This window comes from Paenibacillus wulumuqiensis (assembly GCF_000971965.1).
Classification (GTDB): domain Bacteria; phylum Bacillota; class Bacilli; order Paenibacillales; family Paenibacillaceae; genus Saccharibacillus; species Saccharibacillus wulumuqiensis.
In genome coordinates this window covers 463742-490617 of the sequence record NZ_LAQP01000001.1, presented here as the reverse complement: position 1 = coordinate 490617, position 26876 = coordinate 463742, and the positions used below count along the sequence as shown (strand labels likewise).

Sequence of the window (26876 nt, the reverse complement as noted above, 5' to 3'; positions counted from 1 at the left end):
ATCTGCACTGACAGGTTTACATATTTAATTACAGGGTGCTTTAGTTAGGTTTATAAGGCAGCTGTATCAAAGCAGCCAATGAAGTCCAGATACAGCAATGATCATATATGGAATGTTCAAGATACAGGCATATCAGGGCGTCGCATTCTGGATATGCCATGTGAAGATCGCAATTAATATCCTTTGTGAAAAAGGATGTTTGCAAGACTGATCGTGAGAAGATCAGTCATAGGAGAGCAACCCGCGGCAGCAGGAACAGAAAAATCTATTAGATCAGGGAGGCTTATACATGATTGATAGCACGACGTTATATGATTGCATTATAGTTGGTGGAGGGATAGCGGGACTGCAGGCTGCATTGCAGCTGGGCCGTTATTCGGCTCACCGGGTACTCGTTATTGATGCAGGCAAGGGAAGATCGACGTTTTGTCAGAATTACGGAAATATTCTTGGTTTTCCAAATGGAATCTCGGGGGAGGAGCTGCGCCGGATCGGCCGCCAGCAGGCAGAGCCGCTCGGAGTGGAATTTCATAAAGACCGCATTCTGGAAGCCAAAAAAGAAGGAGAGCATTTCCTGCTGAAAGGTGCCGAGGGAGAGAGCTATCGGTCACGTACTCTGCTGCTCGCCACCGGTCTGATTGACCGATTCCCAAGACTGCCGGGACTGGTGGAGACACTGGGCTACAGCGTCTATGTATGCCCGGATTGTGACGGTTATGAGATACAGGATCGCAAGACCGTAGTGCTCGGAGCCGGTGAAGCCGGTGCCCAGATGGCATTGATTCTGTCGGATCGTACTGATCAGCTGCTGTATATCAATCATGAGAGTAAGCCATTCAAGCCGGAGACAATGGAGCGTCTGCGGGAACACAATATTGAATATATGGAATCAGTCGTTAGCCAGGTTCATTATGAAGATAACGGAATCATTCGTGGTGTCGAGCTGGAGGATGGCCAAATGATTGATACCGAACGCGGATTTATCGCATTTGGCGGCAATCATGTCAATTCCGAGCTGGCTGAGCAGCTGGGAGTAGAGACGCTTCATAATCATCATGTAGAAACAGATTCTCGATCGAAGATGAGTAATGTGGAGAATGTCTGGGTAGCCGGAGATCTGGGTGCTCATTCCGAGCAGGCCAATATTGCGATGGGCGAGGGAGCACAGGCAGCCATCTGGATCAACAAAACATTGGTTAAAATGAAACGGGAAGCCGAAGAGAATTCGGTTCATGCTCATTGACCATCATGTAAGCGAAACGGCAAAAAAGTAATGAATTTCCTGCAATAGAGGTCTACTGGACAAAATGATGTAAAATATGGAATAAACATTGAAGCAAAAGGGTCTGCAAGGCTCTTTTGCTTTCTTTTATGGAAATGAGTATGTTACTATGGAAGCGATACACTAATTTATCGTTCAGGTGGGATGAACCATTGAGTTTCTATCCTAAAAAAGGGTTTAAGCTGGTTACCATTGTTAGTTTTATTGTCGTGCTATCGATTGTACTTACAATGATCATTACGATTCATTCCGCATATACCACCAGTAAAGAATCTTTGGTAGAGAACTACCTGAATAATAACTATGACCGTGCCACCGATCTGGCCGCTTCGACAGGCAATCTGCTGGACCGGGTTCAGGGCAGCATCGATGCTGTGGCAGAGATCTGGCAGCGTAATCATGGTCTGGATGATGAGACGCTAAATGACCTGTACCTGACCAACCGGGAATACTTTAACTCGCTGAGTATTATTCGCAAAGATCTAATTGTGGACGAGACAGCTCCGGCCAGTAATAAGCTCCATAGTGGATCAAGTGTGGATAATCCGACCAGCCGGGCAGTGACCAATATGCGCGACTCGGTGATTACCGACCCTTTTGTCGGTACTACCGGGAATCTGATGATTCTCGTCACAAGCCCGCTGTATGATCAGAATAACGTGTATTATGGTTATGTTGCCGGTACCATCTACCTGCATCAGTCGAATATTTTGCAGCTGATTCTGGAACATGAATATGAGCTGGATGGTTCCTATGTGTATGCTGTAGACTCCAAAGGGAATATCATTTTCCATCCCAATCAGGCGTTGATTGGCAAAAATGTCGCTTCCAATGATGCGGTATGGAAAGTTATTGCCGGATTGAACGGTTCCATGCTGTATACCGATTCCAGTGATTCCTCGTATTATGCAGGATATGCCTATAATATGAAATCCGGTTGGGGTATTATATCCCAGACTCCGGCATCTGTCGTTAATGGGCCGCTGGGTATACTGCTGCGGCAAAGCATACTGCAGTCACTGCCGCTGCTGCTGATTACGCTGGCGGCCGGATGGCTGCTGACCTATCTGGTGGTCAAGCCGCTGCATCAGCTGGCTGCGTATTCGGACAGAATGCTCAAAGACTGGAATACGGGAGAATTCCCGGATATCCAGTCAGCGACCTATGAGATCAAGACTTTGCATAACAGTCTGCGTTTTACGAGCTTTCAGCTGCAAAAGTATATTGCCAAACTGCATAATGAAACGGCACTGGATGGTCTGACCGGACTGGCCAACCGCAGAAACTTTGATTCCACCCTGGATACCTGGTGCATGGGAGAAGAACCTTTTGCCATGATTATGCTGGATATTGATCATTTCAAGCGTGTCAATGATACTTATGGTCATCTGACCGGTGACCGGGTGATGCAGTCGCTGGCCTCCATGATGCGTAATGTATCACGTGAAGGAGATTTATGCTTCCGCTATGGTGGCGAAGAATTCGGTATTCTACTGCGCGGCTGTAATATTACCCGTGCCTATGTAGTGGCTGAACGACTGCGCCAGCTGTCCGCAAGTACCACCAGTCCTTCGGGGGAGATCGTTACGATTTCTATGGGTATTGTAGTCTATCCGGATCAGGGCAGAACACCGGTAGAACTCATATCCAAAGCCGATCAGGCACTGTATACGTCCAAGCGAGAAGGGCGCAACCGTACTACCGTATATGCGGATGAATTAGTATCCACATCATAAAGCTCTTCTTTCCATCATCAGGGAAGAAGGGCTTTATTGCTTGTGTCCATATCTACCCCATAGTCAATAGATGGTGCATCCACAGCTCTTACATAATATAAAAAAAAGTATAAAGTGTATCATTAACCTTTAGTTTACCAATGAAACAGGGCAAAATTGACAAAATTAATAATTTACAATAATTAGATAATTATTAATTAAATGGTATAAAAGAAGTTAGAGCAAGGAGAAGGTTGGGTAAGATATGTACAGGAGTGAGCGGTATCACACTGGTCATTAGGTGGTGGCAAGATTTTCGTAACCCATCCCGAGCGTGAGATATATTTTCGGACGTACATAATTTAGCCGAACGTTCGGCACCTGAAAATATATACGGCACGCAAGCGTATAACGCCAAGCAAAATAACCTCATTCATATACTGTGCTGAATTATAACACAGTTTTGAAGGTTAAGCGGCTCTCTATGCCTGTTATATCGCTTCATTTCCACAAATAAACTACATCTATTGGAGGGACTACTTATGAAAAAGAAATCAACTTTGAAAAAGCCAATCTGTGTGCTGGCTACTTTGACACTGACAGCATCGATTCTCATCCCGGCTACAGCAATGGCAGAAGAGAATAATACGGCGGGAGGCAGCTTCCAGCTAAATAGCAGCAGCTACCTCGCCAATACCGGCTGGACAGGCGGCGGAACCAATTCGGTTGCCACTTCTGCCGATGGTACAGCAACATCCAACCAATCCATCTTTTATGACAATGAGAATTCTTATGGTTATAACTGGTCTTATTCGGACGATATGAGTGGGGTACAGTCCTCGCCGGGGATCAGCTTTGGCTGGAACTGGACAAATGGATATCAGGGTGCGGGTAACTTCCCGGTAGAGATATTCAGAGACAATGACCGTCATAACCAGAACACCAACCATCGCACGCAAATGAAAAATATTGATACATCGGTCACTTATTCGACAGCAGATGCAACCGGTGATTATGCGACAGGCTATACGATGTTCATTCATAACACCCAGTGGGCCGGACCGGAGACTACTCCATCTTATCTGGTCAAAATAGTCACTTCCACATCAGCGAACGGTACGGAAAATACGGCTGACGGAGCTTCGACAGATGCTTCGGATACCACCAACCGTGACCAGCCGAATGTTGGAGATAACACTGCAAACTCCGGTACGGCAGCGGCAAATAACGGCAGTACTACCGATCAGACAGGGACCAGCAGCTGGGGAGAATGGGTGGATACCGTACAGCTGGATGGAGCGACATGGGATATTTACCGCAGCAGCATGAATGGTATGATGACCACGGGTACGAATGGTACAATGACCGGTACGATGAACAACAACAATAATACCAATACAAGCAGTATCTTTGGTACAAACCGCGAAGGCAGTGTATATACATTTGTGAGAACACAAAATACAGATACGGCTAACCTGAATCTGTCCGACTTTGTAAGAGATCTGCTCGGACGTAATGAATTGCCAACCTCCGGTTATTATGTGAGTGGCGTGAAATTCGGCACGGATGTAATGAGCGGCAGTGGCAAACTGACCGTATCCAACTGGAACATCAGCGCTCAGTAAAAAAAACTGTTTGGTCTTGGACAGATAGTTTATTGCAGCTCAAAAAGGCTTCTCCATTGCCATTGGAGAAGCCTTTTTGTTATTCATACAATATTAGCTCGCTGTTATGGAAGCTTCTGTAGACGGCAGCAGGAATAGAGGGGACCAAACCAGCCTGACCGGATGACGGATCAGGCTAGTCTGGATCGATAGGAGCATAGGGAAAGCTGGACAATGGGGGAAGCTGGGCTGCTGCGACCGGGTAGCTGAACCAGTATCCCTGAAATTCTGTGTATCCCAGTTCCAGCAGATGTTGGCATTGTTCCTGATCCTCAATTCCTTCAGCGACTACATTCAGCCTGAGCGCATCTGCCATCATGATCAGGGCTTTGAGCACAGGCGCATTCATCTGGGTAACAAAGGAGCGATCAATCTTGATCGTATCGATCGGCAGTCGGGTCAGCATACTGAGCGAAGAATACCCCGTTCCAAAATCATCGAGTGAGATGGTATAACCCTGCTCACGCAGTTGGACCAGAGAGGATTGTTCTTCTACCGTGTTGCTGGTTGCTACACTCTCGGTAATTTCCAGATCAATATAGTAGGGAGGGATGCCTTCCTCCTGGACAATCTGATTCAACCGTTCGATAAAGTTCGGCTCATCCAGTTGAATTCTGGAAATGTTGATCGCCACGCGGATAGATGGTCCATACTTTTGCTTAAGCTGCGGCAAATCGCGACAGGCCTGACGGATGACCCATTCGCCGATCGGGATAATAAGCCGTGTCTCTTCCGCCACCGGAATGAATTCTGCCGGGGATACCATCTGGGTATGGTTTTTGTTCCAACGCAGCAGTGCCTCTATCGTAATGACCTGCTGCTGCTTGACGCTGTAGATCGGCTGATAAAGCAGTTGCAGTTCCTGCTTTTCGAGACAATTATTCAGTTCCAGCTCCAGATCAAACCGGATAATCTGCTCATAGCGAAGAGAGGTATCAAAGATATGATAACGGCTTCGGCCTAGACTCTTGGCATGATGAAGAGCAATATCAGCATGGCGAAGTGCAGTGGACAATTCGGTCTCGGCCGATACGCGTGACACCCCCAGGCTGGCTGTAATTCTCACTTCGCGGCCCTTGAGCAGAAATATGTTATCCATCATCCGGAGTACACGTTCAGCGACCCGTTCGGGAATATCTGCCGAATTGCGGCTTATAATCAGAAACTCATCTCCACCCATCCGGAAAATAATTTCTTCCGTGCTGAATACCTTTTTGATACGGTCGGTAACTTCGACCAATAGGGTATCTCCGTTATCATGGCCGAGCATATCGTTAATATTCTTGAAATTATCAATATCCAGCAGGTATAATATGCCCTCTTCAAGCACATATTCGCTCAGGAAACGCCGGTTAAACAGCTGGGTCAGCTCGTCGTGATAAGCATAATACCGCAGTTTCTCCTGATATTGATTACGTTCTGTATAGTCACGGGTGATACAGATCAGATGAGTGATGACCTGCTCTTCATTATAGATAGGAGAAATGATGCTCTCGCCGCTGAGCAGACCATTAGGCAGCAGATATCCGTCTTCAAACCGCATGCTCTCACCATGAGCCAGCACGCGGTTATATTTGTGGTGTAGATACTGAGCCATCTCCGGCTGCTGTGCATATACTTCAAAGAAACTTTTGCCGAGATCCCGGGAAGTAACACCACTGAATCTGGAAGCAGCTTCATTCAAAAAATGATATACAAATCGGCCGGGTTCCACACGCATGACGTAAATGAGATCTTCAGTCGCATCCAGAGCCTGGGCAAGGAGCGGAGGTATTTCATGATTATCATTACGCACGCATTTCCACTCCTTCGATCATACTTTCATTCCTATTTTTGAAATTATCCCTACTATATAATATAGTCCGGTTTTATGTATACATAATCTTAACAGAAAATTGTGTTCTGTGCTGAGAAGCTTGCAGCTGCAAACGCGGGTGCTGTCCATGGTATGATAATAACCATAATTGAATGCAGGGGGTACATAGAAATGAAACTAATTATGGATGTTGCGCTGGAATCTGGAATCCCGGAATCTGCTGTAGAAATGTACGGAAAATACAAGGCCAAACTGGACCCGGAACCGATCCGGCAGCTGGTAGACAGGCCGGATGGCAAGCTGGTACTCGTCACAGCCATAAACCCGACACCGGCAGGAGAAGGCAAAACGCTCACAACGATCGGTCTGTCCCAGTCACTGAATGCGATCGGAGTACGTGCCGTAGCCGCGCTGCGTGAGCCGTCACTCGGTCCCTGCTTCGGGATGAAGGGAGGAGCCACCGGCAGCGGACAGGCGCAGATCGTTCCGGCGGATGAGATTAATCTGCATTTTACCGGGGACCTGCATGCCATTACCTCGGCACATAATCTGCTGGCCGCTATGATCGATAACCATCTGTATTATGGCAATGCACTGGGTATCCATCCCAAAAAGATTGTCTGGAAGCGTGCTGCCGATATGAATGACCGCAGTCTGCGCAGCATTGTCACCGGCATCGGGCCTGGTAATGGAGAAGTACGAGAGAGCGGCTACCTGATCACTTCGGCGTCGGAAGTGATGGCGGTGCTCTGTCTCAGCGAGAATCTGGACGATCTGAAAGAGCGCTTAAGCCGCATTATTATCGGCTACACGTATACGGGACAGCCGGTGACGGCAGCGGATCTGAGTGCCGTGGAAGCGATGGCTGCGCTGCTGCGTGATGCGATCAAGCCCAATCTGGTGCAGACGCTGGAAGGGACATCGGTGATCATTCATGGAGGGCCTTTTGCCAATATTGCGCATGGCTGCAGCAGTGTCATCGGTACGAGGACGGCGCTTCGGCTGGGAGATATCGCGGTAACCGAAGCCGGCTTCGGAGCAGAACTGGGTGCAGAGAAATTTATGGACATTAAATGCCGTCAGTCCGGATTGCGGCCGGATGCAGCCGTTCTCGTCGTTACCGTCAAAGCGCTGAAATACAATGGCGGAGTGAAAGTGCAGGAGTTGGATCGTGAAGATGTACAGGCGCTGCAGCAGGGCATGAGCAATATGCGTCGTCATCTGGATAATCTGCGAAAATTCGGTGTACCTGTACTCGCGGCCATCAATCACTTTGCCGGAGATACGGATGCGGAGATTGCCGCGATTATCGAGGAATGCCAGCGGCTGGGTGTTCCGGCAGAGGTGTCCAAAGTGTGGGCGGAAGGAAGTGCAGGCGGTGCATCACTCGCGAGAGCGCTTGTGCATATGCTGGAGTCACAAGTGTCGCAGTATCAGCCGCTATACCCGGATGAGCTGCCCCTGACCACCAAGATCGAACGCATCATTACCGGCATTTATGGAGGAAGCGGCGCTGTCTATTCTCCGGCGGCCGAGCGTACGCTTGCTGAACTGCAGGCAAATGGATTTGGTCATCTCCCGGTATGCATGGCCAAGACACCATATTCATTCAGTGATCAGCCGGAACGACTGGGTGCTCCGGAAGGGTTTGTAATGAATATCAGCAGGGTATCCTTGTCGGCAGGAGCCGGATTTATCGTCGTGGAGACAGGCAATACGATGACCATGCCGGGCCTGCCCCGAGTACCGGCTGCGGAACGAATGAAGCTTGAGCCGGACGGGCGTATCGAAGGACTGGTGTAAATGAACCCATTTTATAAGAGGTATTTTGCCTTGTCTATCGTTAATATATATGATATTAATTAATGAGAATATAAATTATATTCATGTCTTCCGAAAAGGAGGAATCAAAAGATGGAACTTCAACTGCATGTACTGGTAGTCGATGATGAACCTCGTCAGCGGCGCGGTGTAGCTGCTCTGGTGCGCCAGCTGCGTCCCGGTTATACCGTGCATGAAGCGAGAAATGGGCAGGAAGCTCTGGAGCTTAGTCTGGCTCATCCTGTTGACCTGGTGCTTACCGATATTCAGATGCCGGTCATGAACGGGATGGACTATATCAATCAGGTTCGCAAAAGTCTGCCTGAACTGCGTATTGTACTGATCACGGTATATGACGAGTTTCATTATGTACAGCAGGCGATCCGGCTCAATGTCATGGATTATCTGATCAAGCCGGTGACAGCAGTGCAGCTGCTGCCGCTGCTGGAGAGCATCGAACAGGAACAGATACAGCGGCGAATTCAGCTGGAACAGCAGCAATCCCTATCCCGCCAGCTGGCGAGGCTGGAGCCGATATATCAGGAACATCTGCTGTACCGCTGGCTGACCGGTTCGTTGAATATACAGGAGCAGGAGGAATGCCAGCGCTATTTCCGGATCGATGGAGAGATCAGTATCTGGCTGATGCGCAGGATGAATGTACTTCAGCAGCCAGCCGGCGACTGGAAGATGCCGCTGCGTGAGCATCTGGAAGCAGCTGTCTCAGGCGGTATCTCTCTGTATTACACCGGGATGGATGATCCGGAGGAGCCGCTGATTATTATCGTACAGTGGCCGCACTTCTGGCAGGAAAAGGACCGGCAGACCTGCCGGGATCAGGTGATAACTGTACTTGAACAGCTGCACGCAGACCACAACGTAGATATCTGCACAGCAGAGAGTGAACTGTTCAGCAGTAGAGAGTCTGCCCAAGGTGTTCATCTGGCTTATCAATCAGCGGCGGCAGCACTGGAGAGACATTTTTATGAAGCAGACAGCTGTTGGTTGATGGGGGAATCCGGTTACTCGACTTCTCGCGCCAGCCAGCGCCAGCCCATCAGGTACCCATCCACAGCATCGATTGAAAGCGCTATCCATAAGAGGGACAGAAGCGTTATGGAGCAGGAGATGGATGATCTGCTAAAACAGCTGGCAGCCGATCATCCGTCTGTACCTTTGCTCAAATACCATCTGCTTCAGATTATGCTGCCTTGTATCGAGCGTTCATCAGCCCATATCGGACAGGAGCTGAAGGATCAATATGCACAGCGGCTGGAGTTCATCATTCAGCAATCGGCGCGACTGCAGCAACTGCGCATGCAGCTGCTCACCGTGCTAAGCGAGTGGCTGGAGCAGATCGACAGCTGCCGGATGAGCAAGAGTGACCAGGCGATGCTGGAATGCCGTGAATATCTGGAGAGACATTATCACGAGGATCTCAGTCTGGATGAAGTAGCCGGCCGATTTTACTATAATCCATCATACTTCAGTCTGTTGTTCAAGTCTCATTTTGGTACATCCTTTACTGACTATATTCAGCGTCTGCGTATGCAGCATGCCCGCACACTGCTGCTGGAGACCAATGATCGTATAGCGGAGATCGGACGGCAGACGGGATACCGGGATATCAAGTATTTTGCCAAAGTATTCAAAAAATCATTTTTGTATACACCGGAAGAATACCGGCGGCAGTTCAGGCGCTCCGATATCCTTGCGGACCGCCCGGTGAGCGGAAGAGTGAGCAGACCAGGTGTGGACTAACGCAGCCCGCTGGTTCAAGGATATGAGCTTCAAAAAGAAGCTGCTTTTGTCTCATTTGCTGCTGGCATGCCTGATTATTCTCAGTCTTGGTTTTATTTATAATCATATTGCCTATAAGGACCGGATGGATAATATCCGCTTCAGTACCAGCAATATACTGCATACGAATAACCAGCTGCTTGATGACCGGTTATCTGCGATTGAATCCAGCATGAGTATGCTGCCGCTGGATTATGACCTGCTGCGGGCAGTTGACGCGGCTGATCCGACCAGTGCATCCTCGCTGGTGCGAACCGACCGGCTGGTTACACCCATTCTTTTTAAATACTTCAGTAATCATGAGGAAGTCTACTCCTCCTATGTGATGACCCGTGAATACGGATATGGCAGCAATGCACTGATGTATGTGCCGCCAGCGGAATTCTACCATTCCCTGCTGGCGCAGGCAGCAGCAGAAGGACGGGGAGCGGAAGTATGGATACCGACCTACTCTTATACCGGTATGTACAAGCAGGAAGATCTGCGGCATATCCCGCTGGAGTACGAGTCACTCATCTCTGTCGTCAAGCAGCTGAATATGACAGCAGCCGATGAATACGGCAACATACACCGGCTTAAGGCCAATCAAGCGCCGCCGGTGCTGCTCATCAATATCCGTCCCGAATCACTCGCTGCTGTGCTGGACGAATATGTGCAGCATAATGACTACAATCAGCTGGCCTATGGTATGGTGAACCGGGCCGGAGTGTCTGTACTTCGTCTGGAAAAAGGGGATTTTGCCCATACCCGGACAGCCGAACTGCCGGCAGTCATTGGCAGTCAGGAGCAGGGAATGGTCATTCAGCAGATCAACGGGCAGGACACGATGGTCTTTTACGAGAAAATGAAGTCAACCGGCTGGATCTCGTATATCGAGATTCCGATTCCGGCCGCAGTCAGCAGTCTGCAGACGCTGCAAATCACGACAGCGCTGTTCCTGCTCTCTATGGCACTGGTATCGGTCGTGCTCGCCTATATGCTGTCCAGTTATATCACCCGTCCGCTAACCCGGATCAAGCAGGGTATCCGGCAGGTGGAGAAGGGGCAGTTTGATATACGCATCCAGCCGGACAGCCGGGATGAATTCGGACAGCTGACCGAGATGTTCAACGAGATGAATCGGCGGATTGAACAGTTGATCGAGGAGAATTACGGCTCCCGGCTGAGGGCGAGAGAGTCGGAGATTATGGCGCTGAATCTGCAGCTTAATCCGCATTTTCTGTATAACACGCTCAGTACGATGTACTGGATTGCCATGGAGCATGGACAGCATGAGCTCGCCCGCATGATGATCAGCCTGACCGAGATGCTGCAGATTACGACCCGCAACAAGCAGGAGCTGTGGAAGCTGGAGACCGATCTGAGCTGGCTGGACAAGTATATATACATTATGCAGAACCGGTTTGAGAATAAATTCACGGTAGAGATGGATGTGGAGGAAGAACTGTTCGATACCGAAGTGCCCAAGCTGTTTTTGCAGCCGTTTATCGAGAATGCGATTATTCACGGTTTTGGCGAAATGGAATCCGGCGGCAGACTCCGGATCCGTGGCTGGCTGGAAGGAGAGGAGCGGATGTTTGCCGTTGAGGATAACGGCAAAGGGATCACTCATACACTGATGGATGATATTCAGACCGGCGAGATTCGCTCTACCGGCATTGAAAATGTAGACCGGCGCATAAGATTGCTGTATGGCCCGGAATACGGTATTCATATGCAGCGGCAGGACTCCGGCGGTACATTAGTGCTGATCCGGCTGCCACACCAGCACTCTCCCAATGAAAATACCCCAATCCAATAATAATCGAGTTGTAGCCAATGTAAGCGCTTGCTAAGATGGATTTATCCAATGCTGCAGCATCGATATATTATACCGGAGGATAGAGATTCTTCGGTCCGGGAGGTATTTGCATGAGAGTCAAATTACTATTATGGGCATTATGTTCGGCCCTGCTGCTCGGTTTGCTGTCCGGCTGCGGTTCCGACAATGGCGGTGCAGCGCAGACCGTGGACGGCAAGCAAAAGGTCACGCTTACTTACGCATCATGGGGCAGTCCCAACGAGAAAAAAGTGCAGGAACAGATCGCCCGCAAATTTACCGAAAAATATCCATGGATCGAAGTCAATTACATGCATATTCCCGGTGACTATGTTACCAAGCTGACGACGATGTTTGCAGCCAATCAGGCGCCTGATGTATTCCCGATCTACAAAGCTCAAGGACTGCAGTGGGCCGAACAGGGCAAGCTGTACAACCTGAACGAATTTCTGAAAGACGACAAGGAACTAACCCCTGATGCCTTGATTCCCAACTCCATTCTGTACTGGGACAAAGATAAGATAGCAGGCATCAAAGTAACCGAGGAAGCCTTTGGCCTCTATTACAATGCCGATATGTTCAAGGAAGCCGGACTGCCGCTGCCCCCGACCAAGGCTCAAGAAGCATGGACCTGGGAGCAGTTCCTTGATACGGCCAAAAAGCTGACGATCGACAACAATGGAAATAATGCGACCAGCCCTGCCTTTGACTCATCCAATGTAAAGCAGTACGGAGTCCGCTTTGATACATGGATATGGCATCTGATGGTACCGTCCAACGGTGCCAGTGTGATCTCCGCCGACAAGGACAAGCTGAATCTGGAAGACCCGCAGGTCATTGACGCCGTTCAGAAAATGGCGGATCTGATCACCGTTCATCATGTGGCTCCATCACCGACTCAGTCCAAAAATATCCCTTCGCCGGCTGTCGCTCTTCAGAGCCGCAAAGTGGCGATGGACCTGGATGGACAATGGGTGCAGCTGGATCTCGGCCAGTCCGGCATGAACTATGGAGTCGGTGTACTGCCCAAGCTCAAAGAAAGCAAAACGATCCTGTTCGGCGAACCGGAAGTGATCTCCGCCACAACCAAGCATCCAAAAGAAGCATGGATGTTCTACAAATTCCTGCTGGATGCCAAAAGTGGTCTGGAGATGCATGCCAGCGGTTTGTGGATGCCGGTTGCCAAAGAATGGTACACTGACCCGGCGCTGATTCAGCAATGGGCTACCGTAAAGCCCGGACATCCGGAAGGTTACACGGATGCGATCATGAATCAGACGCTGAAAAATGGCGTGAATTCCTATGACTATTACCTCAAAAATTCGGAGAAAATTAATGCCATTATCAATCCAGCCTTGGATCAGGTATGGCTCGGCAAAAAAACGGTCCAGCAGGCATTTAGTGAAGTCTCTGCCAAAGCAAACGCGGAATTCAAAGGAACCTACCCGGAAAAATAGCAGAATGTATCGATTCCCTATCATCCTGTTCAGGTAAACTCCCTATTCCGTGAAAGCAGAGGTGGAACATATGCAATCCATGACAGAGACGGCCGAGCGCCGTCAGACCAAAGTAACCAAAAGTTCGCTGTCTTCGATCCGGCGGCGTGAGAACTGGCTGGGCTGGCTGTTTGCAGCCCCGGCCATTCTGGGATTTATCATTTTCGTACTCGGTCCGATGATCGCCAGTCTGTGGCTTAGTCTGACCGATTACAAAGTGGCATCGACGCCGAACTTTGTCGGTCTGGACAATTACCAGAATCTGTTTAACGGTACTGACGCCTTTTTCTACAAATCGCTGGGCGTAACGTTGTACTACGTGATCCTCAGTGTGCCGCTTCAGATTATTGTGGCCTTTTTTCTGGCTATTTTGCTTAACCAGAATGTTAAAGGGCTGGCCTTTTTCCGGACAGCCTTTTATCTGCCGACGATCGTACCGCTGATTGCATCCTCGATGGTCTGGCTGTGGCTGTTCGATCCGGATATGGGGCTGCTCAATGTGATCATGCGGGCGCTGCATCTGCCGGAGAGCCAGTGGATTTACAGCGAGACGACCGTCGTGCCTACGCTGGTGCTGATGAGTCTGTGGACAGTCGGGGGAACGATGGTCATTTTCCTGGCCGGTCTCAAGGATATCCCGGATCATTATTATGAAGCGATCGAGATTGACGGCGGCAATGCGCTGCACAAGCTGATCTATATTACAATTCCGCTCACTTCACCGACGATTTTCTTCAATACGATTATGGGCTTTATCGGTGGGTTTCAGGTCTTTGTGCAGCCGTATGTCATGACCCAGGGCGGGCCGAATAATGGCAGTCTGTTTTATATCTTTTACCTGTTCCGGGAAGCATTCACCTTCTCCAATATGGGGTATGCATGTGCGATTGCCTGGGTGCTGTTCATCGTTATTATGATCTTCACTTTCCTGCTGTTCCGTACATCCCAGAAGTGGGTCTATTACGAAGGGGAGGGACGATAGGATGACGACACGAACTTTCCGCTGGCAGCGTGTACTGCTGTATGCTGTACTGATCCTGGGCTCACTACTGTGCCTGTTTCCTTTTTACTGGCTCGTCCGCAGCTCCATGATGGATCTGGCCCAGATTTTTGAGATGCCGCCGAAATGGATTCCCGAGCCGTTCGTACTGCGCAATTTTATCGAGCCGTTCGAGCAGCTGCCGTTTGGACGTTACTTTATCAATACACTGATTATTGTGGTCGGTACGCTGATTGGTACGCTGCTGTCGAGTACGATTGCCGCCTACAGCTTTTCCCGGATGAAATGGGTCGGCAGGGATAAGGTATTTGCGGTTCTGCTGACGAGCATGATGCTGCCATTTGCGGTCACCCTGATTCCTACCTTTATCGGCTGGCAGTCCCTCGGTCTGATCAATACGTATGCCCCGCTGATCGTACCTGCCTTTTTCGGTGGAGGAGTGTTCAATATCTTCCTGCTGCGGCAGTTCTATATGACACTGCCGAGAGAGCTGGATGAAGCCGTATTCGTTGATGGAGGCAATCACTTTACCATCTTTACCCGGATCATCCTGCCGCTGTCCCGTTCAGCCGTGCTCGTTATCGGGTTATTCACTTTCCTGAACACATGGAATGACTTTATGGGACCGCTCGTCTATCTCAATGATGAAAGCAAATTCACTCTTGCCATCGGTCTCCAGCAGTTCCAGGGCATGTACACCGCCCAGTGGGGAGTACTGATGGCAGCCTCGCTGATTATCGTCTTGCCTGCGATTCTGCTGTTCATGATCTTCCAGCGCTATCTAATGGAAGGTATTGCCCTGACAGGGATCAAGGGCTAAGGCAAATGGAAGTTTGAAGAAAATACCAATCAAAGAACAAAGGAGCATTCCCATGGAAAAATCAAAAGAACTGCTGCATACTGTCAGCCCCAAAGAAGTTCATATTCAGGACGAGTTCTGGTCCGGCTATGACAAGCTTGTCCGCGAAGTCGTCATCCCCTATCAGTACGACGCACTGCATGACCGGATTGCCGATGCAGAGCCCAGTCATGCGATCAAAAACTTTGAAATTGCTGCCGGGCGGACACAAGGAGAATTCCACGGATTCGTATTCCAGGATACCGATGTCGCCAAATGGATTGAGGCTGTCGGCTATTCCCTGATGACGCATCCCGATCCCGAACTGGAGCGTATTACCGATGAAGTGATCCAGCTCGTATCGGAAGCACAGGGAGAGGATGGCTATCTGAATACGTACTTTACCATCAAGGAACCGGACAAGCGCTGGACCAATCTGGCAGATTGTCACGAACTGTATACCGCCGGTCATATGATCGAAGCGGGAGTAGCGTATTATCAGGCGACAGGCAAACGCCAACTGCTAGATGTGGTATGCCGTCTGGCGGATTACATAGACACCGTATTCGGGCCGGAAGAAGGCAAGCTGCGCGGTTACGACGGTCACCAGGAGATCGAGCTGGCACTGGTCAAGCTGTACCGTCTGACAGGGGAAGAGAAGTACCTGCGTCTGAGCCAGTTTTTCATTGATGAGCGCGGTCAGCAGCCGAACTTCCTGGAGCAGGAGTGGGAGAGCAGGGATCGTATCAATTTCTTTGTCGGCAAAACCGATCGGATCGATCTCGCTTACAGCCAGGCCCATGTGCCGGTTCGTGAACAGCAGGTTGCCGTCGGTCACGCGGTACGGGCTGTCTATATGTACACCGCCATGGCAGATCTGGCCGGACAGACCGGTGATCAGAGTCTGTACGAAGCCTGCAAGACGCTGTGGAACAATATTGTGCACAAGCAGATGTACGTCACCGGCGGGATTGGATCAACCCATCATGGTGAAGCATTTACGATTGATTATGATCTGCCGAATGATACGGTTTATTCGGAGACCTGTGCAGCCGTAGGCATGGTGTTTTTCGCCCATCGGATGCTGCAGATTCAGCCGAAAGGCGAATATGCGGATGTGCTGGAGCGCGCACTATACAATACGGTCACCGGCGGCATGTCGCAGGACGGCAAGCATTATTTCTATGTAAATCCGCTGGAAGTATGGCCGGCAGCCTGTCACCATAACCCGGACAAACACCATGTGAAGCCAGTGCGCCAGAAATGGTTCGGCTGCTCCTGCTGCCCTCCCAACGTAGCCCGTCTGATCACATCGCTCGGCCAGTACATTTACAGCAGCGACGAAGATACCATCTACACCCATCTGTATGTCGGGGCATCCGCCGAACTGCCAGTAGGCGATCGTAATATCAAAATCCAGCAGGAGACAGGCTACCCATGGAATGGTGCATCCCGATTCACCTTTGCCCTGGAACAACCGCAATCGTTCACACTCGCTCTGCGTCTGCCCGGCTGGTGCAAGCAGGCTGCCCTGACCATCAACGGCGAGTCCGTATCTTATGCTTCACTGCTGCGCGATGGCTATGTCTATATCCAGCGCGAATGGTCAGCCAGCGACATCGTCGAATGGAACCTGGAAATGGATATCCAGATCCTGCGTGCCAATCCCAAGCTGCGTGCCACTGCAGGCAAAGTCGCCCTGCAGCGCGGTCCGCTCGTCTACTGTCTCGAACAAGCCGATAATGGCGAGTTGATCGCCGCCCTGCAGATCGAGACCGACAAACCAATGACCGCTAGATTCGACGGAGCCCTGTTGGGCGGCTGCACCATCATCGAAGGCAGCGCGATCCGAGACCAGGAACAAACCTGGGGCCAGTCCCTCTACCAGGACCACGCCCCCGAACAAACGCACCAATCCTTCACCGCCATCCCTTACTTCATGTGGGGCAACCGCGGCGAAGGTGACATGACTGTCTGGATACGTAAAGCCTAACCCGCATCTACAAAGCTCATTGCGAACCATCCATTTTTTAGAAATAAAAGTAAACAAACCAACAAATAGAATAAAAATCATAGAATAAAATCAAAAACAAAAAAATTGAAAAACAAAAACAAATTGAAAATAAATTAAAAAACTAAAAACTAAAAAAACCTATCCCCTAAGTTCCAACGTACTCACACCAGCTCATCTCTCTAAAACTTACTCCTCCCACCCATGGGGAATTCTTTCCCTAGAAAGTGCTGGATGAGCTCCCGGCACGAAGCGGAGGAATTGGAATTAGACTTCAGCAGCGAAGCGGCCCTATTTAAGATCGGATATTTTCCGCAAAGCGGATATTCCAAATATCCGATCTTAACGAGGGGCAGAAGACTAATCCAATTCCGCAGCGCAGTCCCCCGGGAGCTCCCCCCACTTTCAAAGAAAAATTCCCCCTCCCCACAAATGAAAACGCTTGCAATTGGTATTAAATGGATTTATATTATAATTAGGCATGATTTCTATACTGCTGGTTCAATAGCTAAATGCCGGATAAGGATGCCCATATCAAAGGAGGAGTTCACCATGGCGATCTCGCATGTTCTTGTCCCTTATGATGGTTCCATGCATTCCCAGAAAGCGTTGGAACGCGGAGCTGCACTTGCACAAAGTCTGGAAGCCGAGCTGGAAATTCTGTACGTGGATTCAGCAACCGTAGATGAACTGCGTCAACCTCTCATCATGACCTCCAGCGAGCTGGAGATTTATTTCGATCATAAAGAAGACGAGATTCGGCGCAATCTGCGTGAGATGATCTCCAAGATTCCGGATGCCCGCACCGTGATTCTATACGGCAGTGCCGCCAAAGGCATCGTGGAATATGCGCAGCAATCCAAACCCGATCTGATCGTCATGGGCAGTCGCGGACTCAGCACGATGAGTGAAATGGTACTGGGCAGTGTCAGCCGTTATGTGACACAGCGCGCCCAGGCACCGGTAATGATTATCAAGTAAATAAATGCAGAGACGACTATAGTCAGGCGATGTTGGGCCCGGCAATAGCGGTTCCGCAAGGAATGACTTATCCAATAATAAACGCCAGGAGTATAATGGTAATTTACTGGAATATAGATTTTGTAACGACCGTCCGGTTAATGGACGGTCTTTTTGCTACGGGAATCGTAAAAAGAAAGATAGATGAAGAGGGAGGGATGGCTATCCTGGCTTGGATAGCGTCGTGAGTATGTTCACAAAAGGAACATTTGTTCCTATTTTTTCGTTGAAACTATTGTGCATAACAGCATATAAGGTTAAAATAGATATAGCATATTGATTAGGGAGGTATTTCGTTGGCTAAAGCAAAAGTGGCCAAGCGTCCAACACGCGATGAATTTGTTCTGGAAGAAATGGGCAACCAGCTGACCGAAGCGTACCGGGAAAAGTCCGAGATCGTTCTAACCGTCTGGGGTTGGGAAGAGACAGTACGCGGTCAGATTGTAAATATGGACTCTCGTACAGGCAAGGTCCATGTACAGCAGATGGAAGATCTATACAAGATTCCTTTTATGGATATTATGCAGGTCAATTATCCGAGGGATTAATAAAATGCATATTATTTTTATGCGTTTTTTCAAAATAATCTTTGACACAACCAAATAAGAAAGAATATACTAGCATAGTCGATTATCGGCTATGCTAGTATTTATGTAGGAGGATATATATGCCTTTTGATCAGGAACAGAGTCCACTGGGCTTACTGTTGTCCCGAACCTATCTGTTATACCGGAAAAAAGCGGCTCAGCGGCTGCAGCCCTATGATATCACCCCGGAACAATTCGGCGTGCTGCACCAGCTCAGCAGTCATGGTGGCGTCTCGCAGAAAGTATTGGCCCAGGTGCATGAGCGCGATCAGACCAGCATCGGCAAGACATTGGAACGTCTGGAGAACAAGCAGCTGATTATGCGGCAGGTAGATCCCAATGATCGTCGTGCTGTGAATGTACATCTGACCGCCAAAGGTACAGAAGTGCTGGAGCAGGTTACACCAGCGATGCGAGGGATTGAGCAAGAAGTGAATCAGGTACTGACCGATGAAGGCAGTGACCGGTTTATTGAAGCCATCAATAAAATATACAAGAGTCTATCCGGCTGAATATCGTAGCCGGTAATTTTTTGGTCAAATAAATGCACAACCATCTATCGGCTATGCATTTATTAATATTTGAATTAAGAGAGTGAGAGGAAGTATAGAATGAACGCGTTAAGCACATGCAAGGATTTTCTGAAAATTGTACAGACCAAGATTGGACTGGTATTTGCTGTTTTTGTACCTTTATTATTTACGATTATCTGGATGACCGGCTATAACGGAGCCACACAGCGGATCGATCAGCTTAAGGTAGGGATCGTTAACGAGGATCAGGCAGCAGGCCAGCAAATTGCCGATGCGATTGGCAAGCAGGCACCTTACCAAATTGTGCCTTATGCCACGCTGACAGAAGCGCAGCAGCAGATGGATGCTGGCGCACTAATGATGGTGATCTCCATTCCCGAGAACTTTACGGAACAGGCTGCTGTTCAGGGAAACAGCAAACTTGTATATTACATCAACCAGGGCAACTCGGATATCGCCAAGTCCATAATGGAGAGTTCGGCAGCGCAGATCTCTGCCGTTGTCGGCAAGCAGGCTTTTGCGGCTGTCCAGCAGGAAGTGGTTACGACCGAAGTTGTCAAAACTCATGATATCAGCAACTTTGCTATCTCCATGCTGCCGATGGTGCTCGGATTTGTTACCTATATTGGGGTCATGACGATGAATATCCAGCTGAATCTCTCATCAATGATGCTCAAGCGCAGCCGCAGCAAATGGGAGATTTTCTGGGGCAGGCAAATACTGCTGCTGGGCGTATCCATTATCGGCTCGCTTATTGTTACCGGTGCAGCTATGCTGTTTGCAGATACGGCAGCTTCGTTCTGGCAGATGTGGGGCTTCCATATTCTCGTCTATATAGCGTGCATCGCTGTTACACAGATGGGTTTTGCCTTGTTTGGCAATGCGGCTCCGCTGTTTAATGTGGCGCTGATTCCTTTCCAGCTGATGACCGCAGGCAATATTATTCCTTCAGCGATGCTCACTTCCTTTTACCGTCACATCGGCAGCTTCCTGCCAGCACCGAATGCGATTCAGGGGTATCTGCGTCTAATCTACAGCGGTGCCCCGGTGACTACATTCGTGATTCATCTGCTGCTAATTGCCATGATCACCTGGGGAATTACCGTGCTGCGTACAGCATTGACTCGTCCGGCGCCAAGTCCGCTGAATCAGCCGGCCGCCAGCCATTAATCCGAAGAGGAGTACTGAACCATGTATCAGAAAATTCTCGTTCCTTATGACGGTTCTGCCCATGCACAGCGTGCATTGGAGCATGCCACAGCCTTTGCTGCCGCCCAGCAGGCTGCTGTTGAAATTGTCTATGTGGACCCCACGTCATCCGAGCTGTTAGAGCAGCCGTTGATGATTCCGACGCATGAGCTGGAAGCCTATTTTGCCGAAGAAGAAGCGCAGGTTCGACGCAATCTGCGCGCCCTGACTGCCTCGCTGCCGGATGCCGGCATCCAGATCCTGCAGGGACATGCCGGGCAGGAGATCGTCAAATATGCGGCCGAAAGCAAAGCCGATCTGATCATTATCGGCAATCGCGGACTCGGCACCCTCTCGGAATGGGTATTGGGCAGCGTCAGCCACTATGTCAGCCAGCATGCCGGCTGCCCGGTCATGATCGTCAAATAAAAGAAGATAAACCAAGCGGGACAGATATCGTACAACAGCATTCATTATCTTAATGCTGCTGCTATGCATCGTTAATTCAACCTGCAGATCCAAAATCCAACCTGCAAATTTAATACAGCCGGAAGTTACCTGACAAGGTACTTCCGGTTTTTTGGTATGCACAGTAAGGCTGATCTCCATCCCTGTTCGATATATTACATTTATACAGCAATTATAAAATGCCAGATGGCAAGACAGCCTTGTACTATCCAGAAGATCGCCGGAGCTGTCTATCCAGCTTCACCTCCAAAATATTATATGCTGAAATTCGCTATTTCGATAACCTAATAGCTTACATATTAGAGGAAGTTTACCAAAATAGACGAATCTTATAAAAGTATCACCGAATACGCTTACAAAAAGAGGAGGAAATTATGAAAACAGCAAACAGACCACAGCCAACCCAATCACAACCAACGAGACCCGAACAAGCCAGAGCCGATTTTGCAAAATACGCATCTTCTGTGGACAGACTGCCCACTTTGCCTGCAGACAGGGTGAATTCATTTCCTCTGCCCAGGCGCTGGGACGGCACAAGGAAGACTGGCTGGCGCAAGCTAAGTAAGCTGGTTCTGGCCGGCTGTCTGCTGGCCGGAATGCTGCCAACGCTGTCTACAGCCGAAGCGGCAGTGACAAGTTATAAGTTTGACTTTGGTGGAGGAGCCATCGAAGCGGGATATACGGGCGTACGCGCAGAAGACGGATATAATGTCAGCAAAGGGTACGGCTTCAACACACCGGCGAATATGCGCAATGTCTCTGCTGCCGGGCGTGGTGCAGGCAGCGATGCGGTTCAGTTTATGACCTTTGGCACCAAGAGCAGCAATACATTTAATGTGGATCTGCCGAATGGGTTGTACAATGTCAAGGTAATGCTGGGCAATACGGGCCGCTCCAGTGTGGCTGCCGAAGGCGTCTATCAAGTTATTAATATGACCGGCAATAATGTAACTGATGAATTTCAGATCCCGGTGAGGGATGGACAGCTCAATCTGCTCGTAACGGAAGGCAAAGTAGGCGGAGCCTTTACACTGAGCTCGCTGGAGATTAGCCAGCTGTCGACCAATCCGGTTACCCGTCCAACCATCTATGTAGGTGGAGATTCGACCGTATCCAACTATTATCCGCTGGCTACCAGCATACAGGGGGGCTGGGGACAGATGCTGCAGCAGTACATCAACCCGGCAGACTATGTGGTACGTAATTTTGCCTCCGGCGGACAGATTGCCCGGGGCTTCCGCAATGATGGGCAACTGGAAGCGATTCTCCAGTACATCAAGCCGGGCGACTATTTTATCTTACAGCTGGGCATCAATGATACCAATCCCAAAAATAACGAGACCGAAGCGGAATTCAAGGAAATCATGCGCGATATGGTCAGACTGGTCAAATCCAAAGGCGCTACCGTGATCCTGTCGACTCCACAGGGACGTGCGACTGACTTTAACAGTGCAGGTGTCCATAATGCAGAAGGACGCTGGTATCGTCAGGCGACCATTGCACTGGCTGCCGAGGAAGGCGTACGGCTGATCGATCTGAATGTGATCAGTTCGGCGTACTTTACATCGATTGGTCCGGCAGCTACACTGGCATTGTATATGGACGGCGACAGCCTTCATCCCAACCATGCCGGTGCGCTGGAGCTGGCCCGTCTGTTGACAGAAGAAATGAAGAGACAGGGATTGTATCGTTAGATTATGATGTTGTATCCATGCCTGATCACCCGCTTTTGGTAGGGGTGATCAGGCATTTTTTTGCGATATGCGTTTTTGAGGTGATGGGTTACTGGTATCATGGCTGCAGAGATTGAAGAATCTTATACATACTAAAAATAATATAGTATACTATAATAAGTACTTGGTGATCTGTGCGGTAACGGTGTTTTATTTTGAATAACGTCTGCCGTGTACTCTGTTAGCAGGCATTTCCTTTCACGGAAAGGTCTGTTACGATAGATCTACCGAACAGAGTAAGAGGATGGAGGAATCATACTATGGCAATGCAGCTTATTGATCCAGCTATTATCCAGCAGCGAATTCAGGATCTTCAGGATCAGGATTTGTACATTCATTTGGAAATGACAACAGGTGCTTATGCTTCCCATATGGACAGCACCAAGCATCCTGCCGCAACTTTTATCAGCAATGCGCTGATCCGCTATACGACCGGCTCCATTTCGGAAAAGGCGCCGCACTTTCGTGTCGGTCTCAAGACCGAACATGGCTGGGTCTACTCCGAAGGGCTAACCCATTACGAAGAGAGCGACCGTGAACGGCTGATCCTGGCGGGACATGATACCCAGGGCAAGCTGGTCGTTGCCTTTCAACTGAGCAAGGAACCTTTTTAATGAACGAGGAGATGAAACCAATGATGATGACTATTCCTGCTAACTCACGCGTTCTCGTCGTCCTGCCTCATCCGGATGATGAATGCTACAGCTTATCCGGTACGCTTGCCAAGCATATCGCTGGCGGCGGCCAGGTGACCTACGCCTGCCTGACACTGGGCGAAATGGGACGCAATATGGGGACGCCTCCTTTTACCAATCGTGTTGACCTGCCGCGTATCCGCAAGGGCGAACTGGAGAAATCCGTTGCTGCCATCGGTATCCAGGATCTGCGCATGATGGGCTTTCATGACAAGACGATTGAGTTTGAAGACAGAGTGGTACTGGATGGAGCGATCCATGATCTGTTGACCGAGCTTAAGCCTTCGGCTGTGTTCACGTTCTATCCGGGCTACAGTGTCCATCCGGATCATGATGCTACCGGCGCCGCAGTGGTACGTGCGATGGGACGACTTCCGGAATCGGAACGTCCTCCGCTGTATACGATTGCTTTTTCCCATAACTGCACGGATGAGATCGGCTTCCCGGATACCGAGAACGATGTCGGCGATTTCCTGCAAAACAAGCTGGATTCCATCCATGCCCACCGTTCCCAATTCCCTTCACCGGGCGAACTCGGCAAGAGCAAAAAGATGGACCGTGAGCTGCGTGAACGCTTCAGTCGTGAACGTTTCTGGACGTTCCGCGACTTCCCGCGTTCCTGATCGAAGAATAGCCACACAAGTCGTTATTGCGATGATGTGCGTTTCTCTGGGCGATTCGCAGAGACCCGGATCGAATTGTATAACCGCTGAATATACAGCCGGATACCTTGCTCCAATGAGGTATTCGGCTTTTTGTTAGCTGAATTACTTAACTCTCCTTCATATTGGGTAAGAATAGAGTAAGAACAATTACAAAACGAGGAGGAGATTAAGATGGCAGAGAATCCGATGAAGAATCTAAAAATTCCGATGACAACAGTAGGAAGCGGCGATGAGGTGGAACTGCGGCCCGATGTGTACGGTTTGACCCTGCAATTTGTAAATGTGGCATTTATCGGGAATCCGGGCAGTCTGAGAGACTGGGTCCTGATTGATACCGGACTGCCGCAATCGGCGGACAAGATCGTCAAAGTCGCCAACGAACGCTTTGGCACTGGGGCGCGGCCGACAGCGATTATTTTGACACATGGTCATTTTGATCACGCCGGTTCAGCGGTTGAGCTGGCTCAGAAGTGGGATGTGCCGGTATATGCGCATCAGCTGGAAATGCCTTTCCTGACCGGCAAGTCCAAGTATCCAAGCTATGATCCGGGTGTGGAAGGTGGACTCAATTCCCGTCTGTCTGCCGTATTCCCGAATCAACCGGTGGATCTGCAGCCGTATATTCATAATCTGCCGATGGATCACAGCGTGCCTGGATTGTCGGAATGGCGCTGGATTCATACGCCGGGCCATGCACCCGGGCAGATTTCCCTGTTCCGTGAAGAGGACGGTACACTGATCGCGGGCGATGCCTTTATTACTGTTGATCAGGATAAGCTGTGGGACAGCATGATTCAGAAACGTGAACTGTGTGGACCGCCGAGATATGCGACAACCGACTGGACCGCAGCACGTGAATCGGTCGAACGTCTGGCCTCGCTGCGTCCGCAGTATGCACTGACCGGGCATGGACAGCCGATGATGGGACCGGATCTGACCGAAGGACTGCCGCGACTGGCAGCACACTTTGACGAATGGGCCAAGCCATCCCATGGTAAATATGTCGATCATCCGACCAATGAAGCGCCTGGGCTGGGCGATGATGAACGCCGCCATACCGATATGTAGGGTACAACGCAATAGAGCAAGCAAAGTCCATCTATTCAACCTGTCCTTTCAAATAGTAACGTGAAGGTGATCATCCGATCGGAATCGTACTGAAATAAAGAAGACTGCTAATTGTGCAGTAATCAGCTGAGGCTGCCCGGCAAGATCGGGCAGCCTTTGATTTTGTAATAGATAACGCTTACAATTTAGACAGGGCAGGAGGTTACCATCCGGAGAATTATACTTTTCCGGATGCCCGTCTGCTGTACATAATCCAATCATAGAGGAGTGTATGGTAATGCAACGAGTATCCTTTGTACTGAATATCCGGCCGGAAGATCATGAAGAATATATACGCCGCCATGAAGCTGTTTACCCGGAGCTGATGCAGGCTTTTGGTGAAGTGGGCATCCGGACATACAGCATCTTCCTGCATGGAGGTACGCTGTTCGCCTATATGGAAGTGGAGAATTATGAGCAGGCGATGGCGCAGCTGGCAGATCATGAAGCCAATCAGCGCTGGCAGCAGTACATGTCCGACCTGCTGCTTATGAATACAGAGGGAACGACATCGGAAGTGATCCCGGAAGTATTCCACTATCATTCGTAAAACGTACACAAATCGCGATTATCCATGGCATTTACAAAGTTGTATAAGCGCCTCCAACATGTCATCATGGATGTTGGAGGTGTATTTGTGATGAAATATGTTCATTATCAGTTTGGCGGTCAGGATCAGCTGGGTATCCGGTTGGAAGAGGGAATTCTGCCGCTGCAGTCACTGGAGAAGACCATGCCGGATGGAATAAGACTACCCCGTACAGTGATGGAGTTGGTCCGCTTGGAAATGTTACATACCAGCATCGAGCATCTGCTGCATCATCATCGGACCGAGTACGCGGGCGAACTGCTGGCAGAAGACCAGGTGCGCTGGCTCCCCTGCATTCCGCAGCCCGGCAAAATCATCTGTATCGGACTGAATTATCGCAAACATGCGGCAGAGACGAATATGCCCGAGCCGCAGACTCCTGTCGTGTTCAGCAAGTTCTCGGATGCCGTTACGGCACATCTGGAGGAGATTCGGATTCCTGCTGTCACCGAACAGCTTGATTACGAAGCGGAGCTGTGCATCGTCATCGGCAAGACGGCCGAGAACGTCAGCAGGGAACAGGCACTGGATTATGTATTTGGTTACTGTGCAGCCAACGATCTGTCGGCTCGTGATCTGCAGATGCGGACCAGCCAGTGGCTGCTTGGCAAGACGGGAGCGGGATTTGCTCCGCTGGGACCGTATCTCGTTACTGCCGATGAGGTGGGCGATCCGAATCAGCTGGGCATCCGTGCCTATGTGAATGACCGACAGGTTCAGAACTCCAATACATCCGACATGATCTTCCACTGTGATGAGCTGATCCATTATCTGTCGCAGCATATGACGCTGCAGCCGGGAGATATTATCCTGACCGGTACACCGGAAGGTGTCATTATGGGCCTGCCGGAGAATGAGCGCAGATGGCTGTCCGCTGGCGATGTAGTGACGATCGAGATCGACGGACTGGGGCGCCTGACCAATACATTTATCCGCTAAAATCACCAAAAATAATATGGCTGAAGGCCGTTTCCATTTCGTTATATCGCTATAATTAACAGTGCTTTTACATGCGCGCGGTGACACCGG

22 protein-coding genes are annotated in these 26876 nt (G+C 49.8%); 21 read left to right on the top strand and 1 reads right to left on the bottom strand.

Annotated elements, in window-relative coordinates:
- Positions 1 to 289: 289 nt before the first annotated feature.
- The 3 genes from WH45_RS10295 to WH45_RS10285 all read left to right on the top strand — a co-directional run bounded on the left by WH45_RS10295 (position 290) and on the right by WH45_RS10285 (position 4622).
- The gene (locus WH45_RS10295) at positions 290 to 1243 is read left to right on the top strand and encodes an NAD(P)/FAD-dependent oxidoreductase (RefSeq protein ID WP_046214262.1); all 954 of its coding nucleotides are present in this window, start codon (positions 290 to 292) and stop codon (positions 1241 to 1243) included.
- Positions 1244 to 1434: 191 nt separating this feature from the next.
- Positions 1435 to 3018, top strand: a complete 1584-nt coding sequence (locus WH45_RS10290; RefSeq protein WP_046214261.1) for a sensor domain-containing diguanylate cyclase — start codon at positions 1435 to 1437, stop codon at positions 3016 to 3018.
- A gap of 521 nt (positions 3019 to 3539) precedes the next feature.
- Positions 3540 to 4622 carry a hypothetical protein gene (locus WH45_RS10285; protein WP_046214260.1) on the top strand — a complete coding sequence of 361 codons (1083 nt, stop codon included), beginning with the start codon at positions 3540 to 3542 and terminating at the stop codon, positions 4620 to 4622.
- A 175-nt stretch (positions 4623 to 4797) separates the two neighbouring features.
- Here WH45_RS10285 and WH45_RS10280 read toward each other — a convergent pair whose 3' ends face one another.
- The gene (locus WH45_RS10280) at positions 4798 to 6456 is read right to left on the bottom strand and encodes a putative bifunctional diguanylate cyclase/phosphodiesterase (RefSeq protein ID WP_046214259.1); all 1659 of its coding nucleotides are present in this window, start codon (positions 6454 to 6456) and stop codon (positions 4798 to 4800) included.
- Positions 6457 to 6609: 153 nt separating this feature from the next.
- Here WH45_RS10280 and WH45_RS10275 point away from each other — a divergent pair, with 153 nt between their 5' ends.
- The 18 genes from WH45_RS10275 (at position 6610) to WH45_RS10190 (ending at position 26786) form a co-directional block, all read left to right on the top strand.
- Positions 6610 to 8280, top strand: coding sequence for a formate--tetrahydrofolate ligase (locus WH45_RS10275; protein ID WP_082096680.1), 1671 nt, complete (start codon positions 6610 to 6612; stop codon positions 8278 to 8280).
- 111 nt (positions 8281 to 8391) lie between these two features.
- Positions 8392 to 10059 (top strand): response regulator, encoded by a 1668-nt coding sequence (locus WH45_RS10270; RefSeq protein WP_046214257.1) that lies wholly within the window; start codon positions 8392 to 8394, stop codon positions 10057 to 10059.
- A complete protein-coding gene (locus tag WH45_RS10265) occupies positions 10049 to 11899 on the top strand; it encodes a sensor histidine kinase (protein ID WP_152663534.1) in 1851 nt (616 codons plus the stop codon). Before WH45_RS10270 ends, WH45_RS10265 begins: the two co-directional genes overlap by 11 nt.
- 110 nt (positions 11900 to 12009) lie before the next feature.
- Complete coding sequence (locus WH45_RS10260; RefSeq protein WP_046214256.1) at positions 12010 to 13374, top strand: ABC transporter substrate-binding protein; 1365 nt, start codon at positions 12010 to 12012, stop codon at positions 13372 to 13374.
- A 70-nt stretch (positions 13375 to 13444) separates the two neighbouring features.
- Positions 13445 to 14395: a carbohydrate ABC transporter permease gene (locus WH45_RS10255; RefSeq protein WP_046214255.1), complete on the top strand. Its 951-nt coding sequence runs from the start codon at positions 13445 to 13447 to the stop codon at positions 14393 to 14395.
- Position 14396: 1 nt separating this feature from the next.
- On the top strand, positions 14397 to 15233 hold the full coding sequence (locus WH45_RS10250; protein WP_046214254.1) for a carbohydrate ABC transporter permease: 837 nt from the start codon (positions 14397 to 14399) through the stop codon (positions 15231 to 15233).
- 52 nt (positions 15234 to 15285) lie between these two features.
- The gene (locus WH45_RS10245) at positions 15286 to 17244 is read left to right on the top strand and encodes a glycoside hydrolase family 127 protein (RefSeq protein WP_046214253.1); all 1959 of its coding nucleotides are present in this window, start codon (positions 15286 to 15288) and stop codon (positions 17242 to 17244) included.
- Positions 17245 to 17814: 570 nt separating this feature from the next.
- Positions 17815 to 18243 carry a universal stress protein gene (locus tag WH45_RS10240; RefSeq protein ID WP_046214252.1) on the top strand — a complete coding sequence of 143 codons (429 nt, stop codon included), beginning with the start codon at positions 17815 to 17817 and terminating at the stop codon, positions 18241 to 18243.
- Positions 18244 to 18578: 335 nt separating this feature from the next.
- The gene (locus WH45_RS10235) at positions 18579 to 18830 is read left to right on the top strand and encodes a YolD-like family protein (RefSeq protein ID WP_046214251.1); all 252 of its coding nucleotides are present in this window, start codon (positions 18579 to 18581) and stop codon (positions 18828 to 18830) included.
- Between the two features lie 119 nt (positions 18831 to 18949).
- Positions 18950 to 19381: a MarR family winged helix-turn-helix transcriptional regulator gene (locus WH45_RS10230; RefSeq protein WP_052723712.1), complete on the top strand. Its 432-nt coding sequence runs from the start codon at positions 18950 to 18952 to the stop codon at positions 19379 to 19381.
- A 99-nt stretch (positions 19382 to 19480) separates the two neighbouring features.
- Positions 19481 to 20572 carry a YhgE/Pip domain-containing protein gene (locus tag WH45_RS10225; RefSeq protein WP_052723711.1) on the top strand — a complete coding sequence of 364 codons (1092 nt, stop codon included), beginning with the start codon at positions 19481 to 19483 and terminating at the stop codon, positions 20570 to 20572.
- Between the two features lie 21 nt (positions 20573 to 20593).
- Positions 20594 to 21019, top strand: coding sequence for a universal stress protein (locus tag WH45_RS10220; protein ID WP_046214250.1), 426 nt, complete (start codon positions 20594 to 20596; stop codon positions 21017 to 21019).
- A gap of 635 nt (positions 21020 to 21654) precedes the next feature.
- Positions 21655 to 22752, top strand: a complete 1098-nt coding sequence (locus tag WH45_RS10215; protein WP_046214618.1) for a rhamnogalacturonan acetylesterase — start codon at positions 21655 to 21657, stop codon at positions 22750 to 22752.
- A gap of 305 nt (positions 22753 to 23057) precedes the next feature.
- Positions 23058 to 23405, top strand: a complete 348-nt coding sequence (locus WH45_RS10210) for a YojF family protein (RefSeq protein WP_046214617.1) — start codon at positions 23058 to 23060, stop codon at positions 23403 to 23405.
- 20 nt (positions 23406 to 23425) lie between these two features.
- Positions 23426 to 24109, top strand: coding sequence for a bacillithiol biosynthesis deacetylase BshB2 (bshB2, locus tag WH45_RS10205; protein ID WP_046214249.1), 684 nt, complete (start codon positions 23426 to 23428; stop codon positions 24107 to 24109).
- A gap of 213 nt (positions 24110 to 24322) precedes the next feature.
- Positions 24323 to 25219 (top strand): MBL fold metallo-hydrolase, encoded by an 897-nt coding sequence (locus WH45_RS10200; protein WP_046214248.1) that lies wholly within the window; start codon positions 24323 to 24325, stop codon positions 25217 to 25219.
- Between the two features lie 277 nt (positions 25220 to 25496).
- Positions 25497 to 25808 carry an L-rhamnose mutarotase gene (locus tag WH45_RS10195; RefSeq protein ID WP_046214247.1) on the top strand — a complete coding sequence of 104 codons (312 nt, stop codon included), beginning with the start codon at positions 25497 to 25499 and terminating at the stop codon, positions 25806 to 25808.
- 90 nt (positions 25809 to 25898) lie between these two features.
- The gene (locus WH45_RS10190; protein WP_046214246.1) at positions 25899 to 26786 is read left to right on the top strand and encodes a fumarylacetoacetate hydrolase family protein; all 888 of its coding nucleotides are present in this window, start codon (positions 25899 to 25901) and stop codon (positions 26784 to 26786) included.
- The last annotated feature ends 90 nt before the right edge of the window (positions 26787 to 26876 follow it).

Excerpts from the sequence above, each read along its gene's own strand:
- WH45_RS10295 (WP_046214262.1), top strand. The coding sequence starts at position 290 with ATGATTGATAGCACGACGTTATATGATTGCATTATAGTTGGTGGAGGG.
- WH45_RS10285 (WP_046214260.1), top strand. The coding sequence starts at position 3,540 with ATGAAAAAGAAATCAACTTTGAAAAAGCCAATCTGTGTGCTGGCTACT.
- bshB2 (WP_046214249.1), top strand. The coding sequence starts at position 23,426 with ATGATGATGACTATTCCTGCTAACTCACGCGTTCTCGTCGTCCTGCCT.
- WH45_RS10230 (WP_052723712.1), top strand. The coding sequence starts at position 18,950 with ATGCCTTTTGATCAGGAACAGAGTCCACTGGGCTTACTGTTGTCCCGA.
- WH45_RS10250 (WP_046214254.1), top strand. The coding sequence starts at position 14,397 with ATGACGACACGAACTTTCCGCTGGCAGCGTGTACTGCTGTATGCTGTA.
- WH45_RS10270 (WP_046214257.1), top strand. The coding sequence starts at position 8,392 with ATGGAACTTCAACTGCATGTACTGGTAGTCGATGATGAACCTCGTCAG.
- WH45_RS10215 (WP_046214618.1), top strand. The coding sequence starts at position 21,655 with ATGCTGCCAACGCTGTCTACAGCCGAAGCGGCAGTGACAAGTTATAAG.
- WH45_RS10190 (WP_046214246.1), top strand. The coding sequence starts at position 25,899 with ATGAAATATGTTCATTATCAGTTTGGCGGTCAGGATCAGCTGGGTATC.
- WH45_RS10240 (WP_046214252.1), top strand. The coding sequence starts at position 17,815 with ATGGCGATCTCGCATGTTCTTGTCCCTTATGATGGTTCCATGCATTCC.
- WH45_RS10225 (WP_052723711.1), top strand. The coding sequence starts at position 19,481 with ATGAACGCGTTAAGCACATGCAAGGATTTTCTGAAAATTGTACAGACC.
- WH45_RS10195 (WP_046214247.1), top strand. The coding sequence starts at position 25,497 with ATGCAACGAGTATCCTTTGTACTGAATATCCGGCCGGAAGATCATGAA.
- WH45_RS10275 (WP_082096680.1), top strand. The coding sequence starts at position 6,610 with ATGATAATAACCATAATTGAATGCAGGGGGTACATAGAAATGAAACTA.
- WH45_RS10245 (WP_046214253.1), top strand. The coding sequence starts at position 15,286 with ATGGAAAAATCAAAAGAACTGCTGCATACTGTCAGCCCCAAAGAAGTT.
- WH45_RS10220 (WP_046214250.1), top strand. The coding sequence starts at position 20,594 with ATGTATCAGAAAATTCTCGTTCCTTATGACGGTTCTGCCCATGCACAG.
- WH45_RS10255 (WP_046214255.1), top strand. The coding sequence starts at position 13,445 with ATGCAATCCATGACAGAGACGGCCGAGCGCCGTCAGACCAAAGTAACC.
- WH45_RS10200 (WP_046214248.1), top strand. The coding sequence starts at position 24,323 with ATGGCAGAGAATCCGATGAAGAATCTAAAAATTCCGATGACAACAGTA.
- WH45_RS10260 (WP_046214256.1), top strand. The coding sequence starts at position 12,010 with ATGAGAGTCAAATTACTATTATGGGCATTATGTTCGGCCCTGCTGCTC.
- WH45_RS10210 (WP_046214617.1), top strand. The coding sequence starts at position 23,058 with ATGCAGCTTATTGATCCAGCTATTATCCAGCAGCGAATTCAGGATCTT.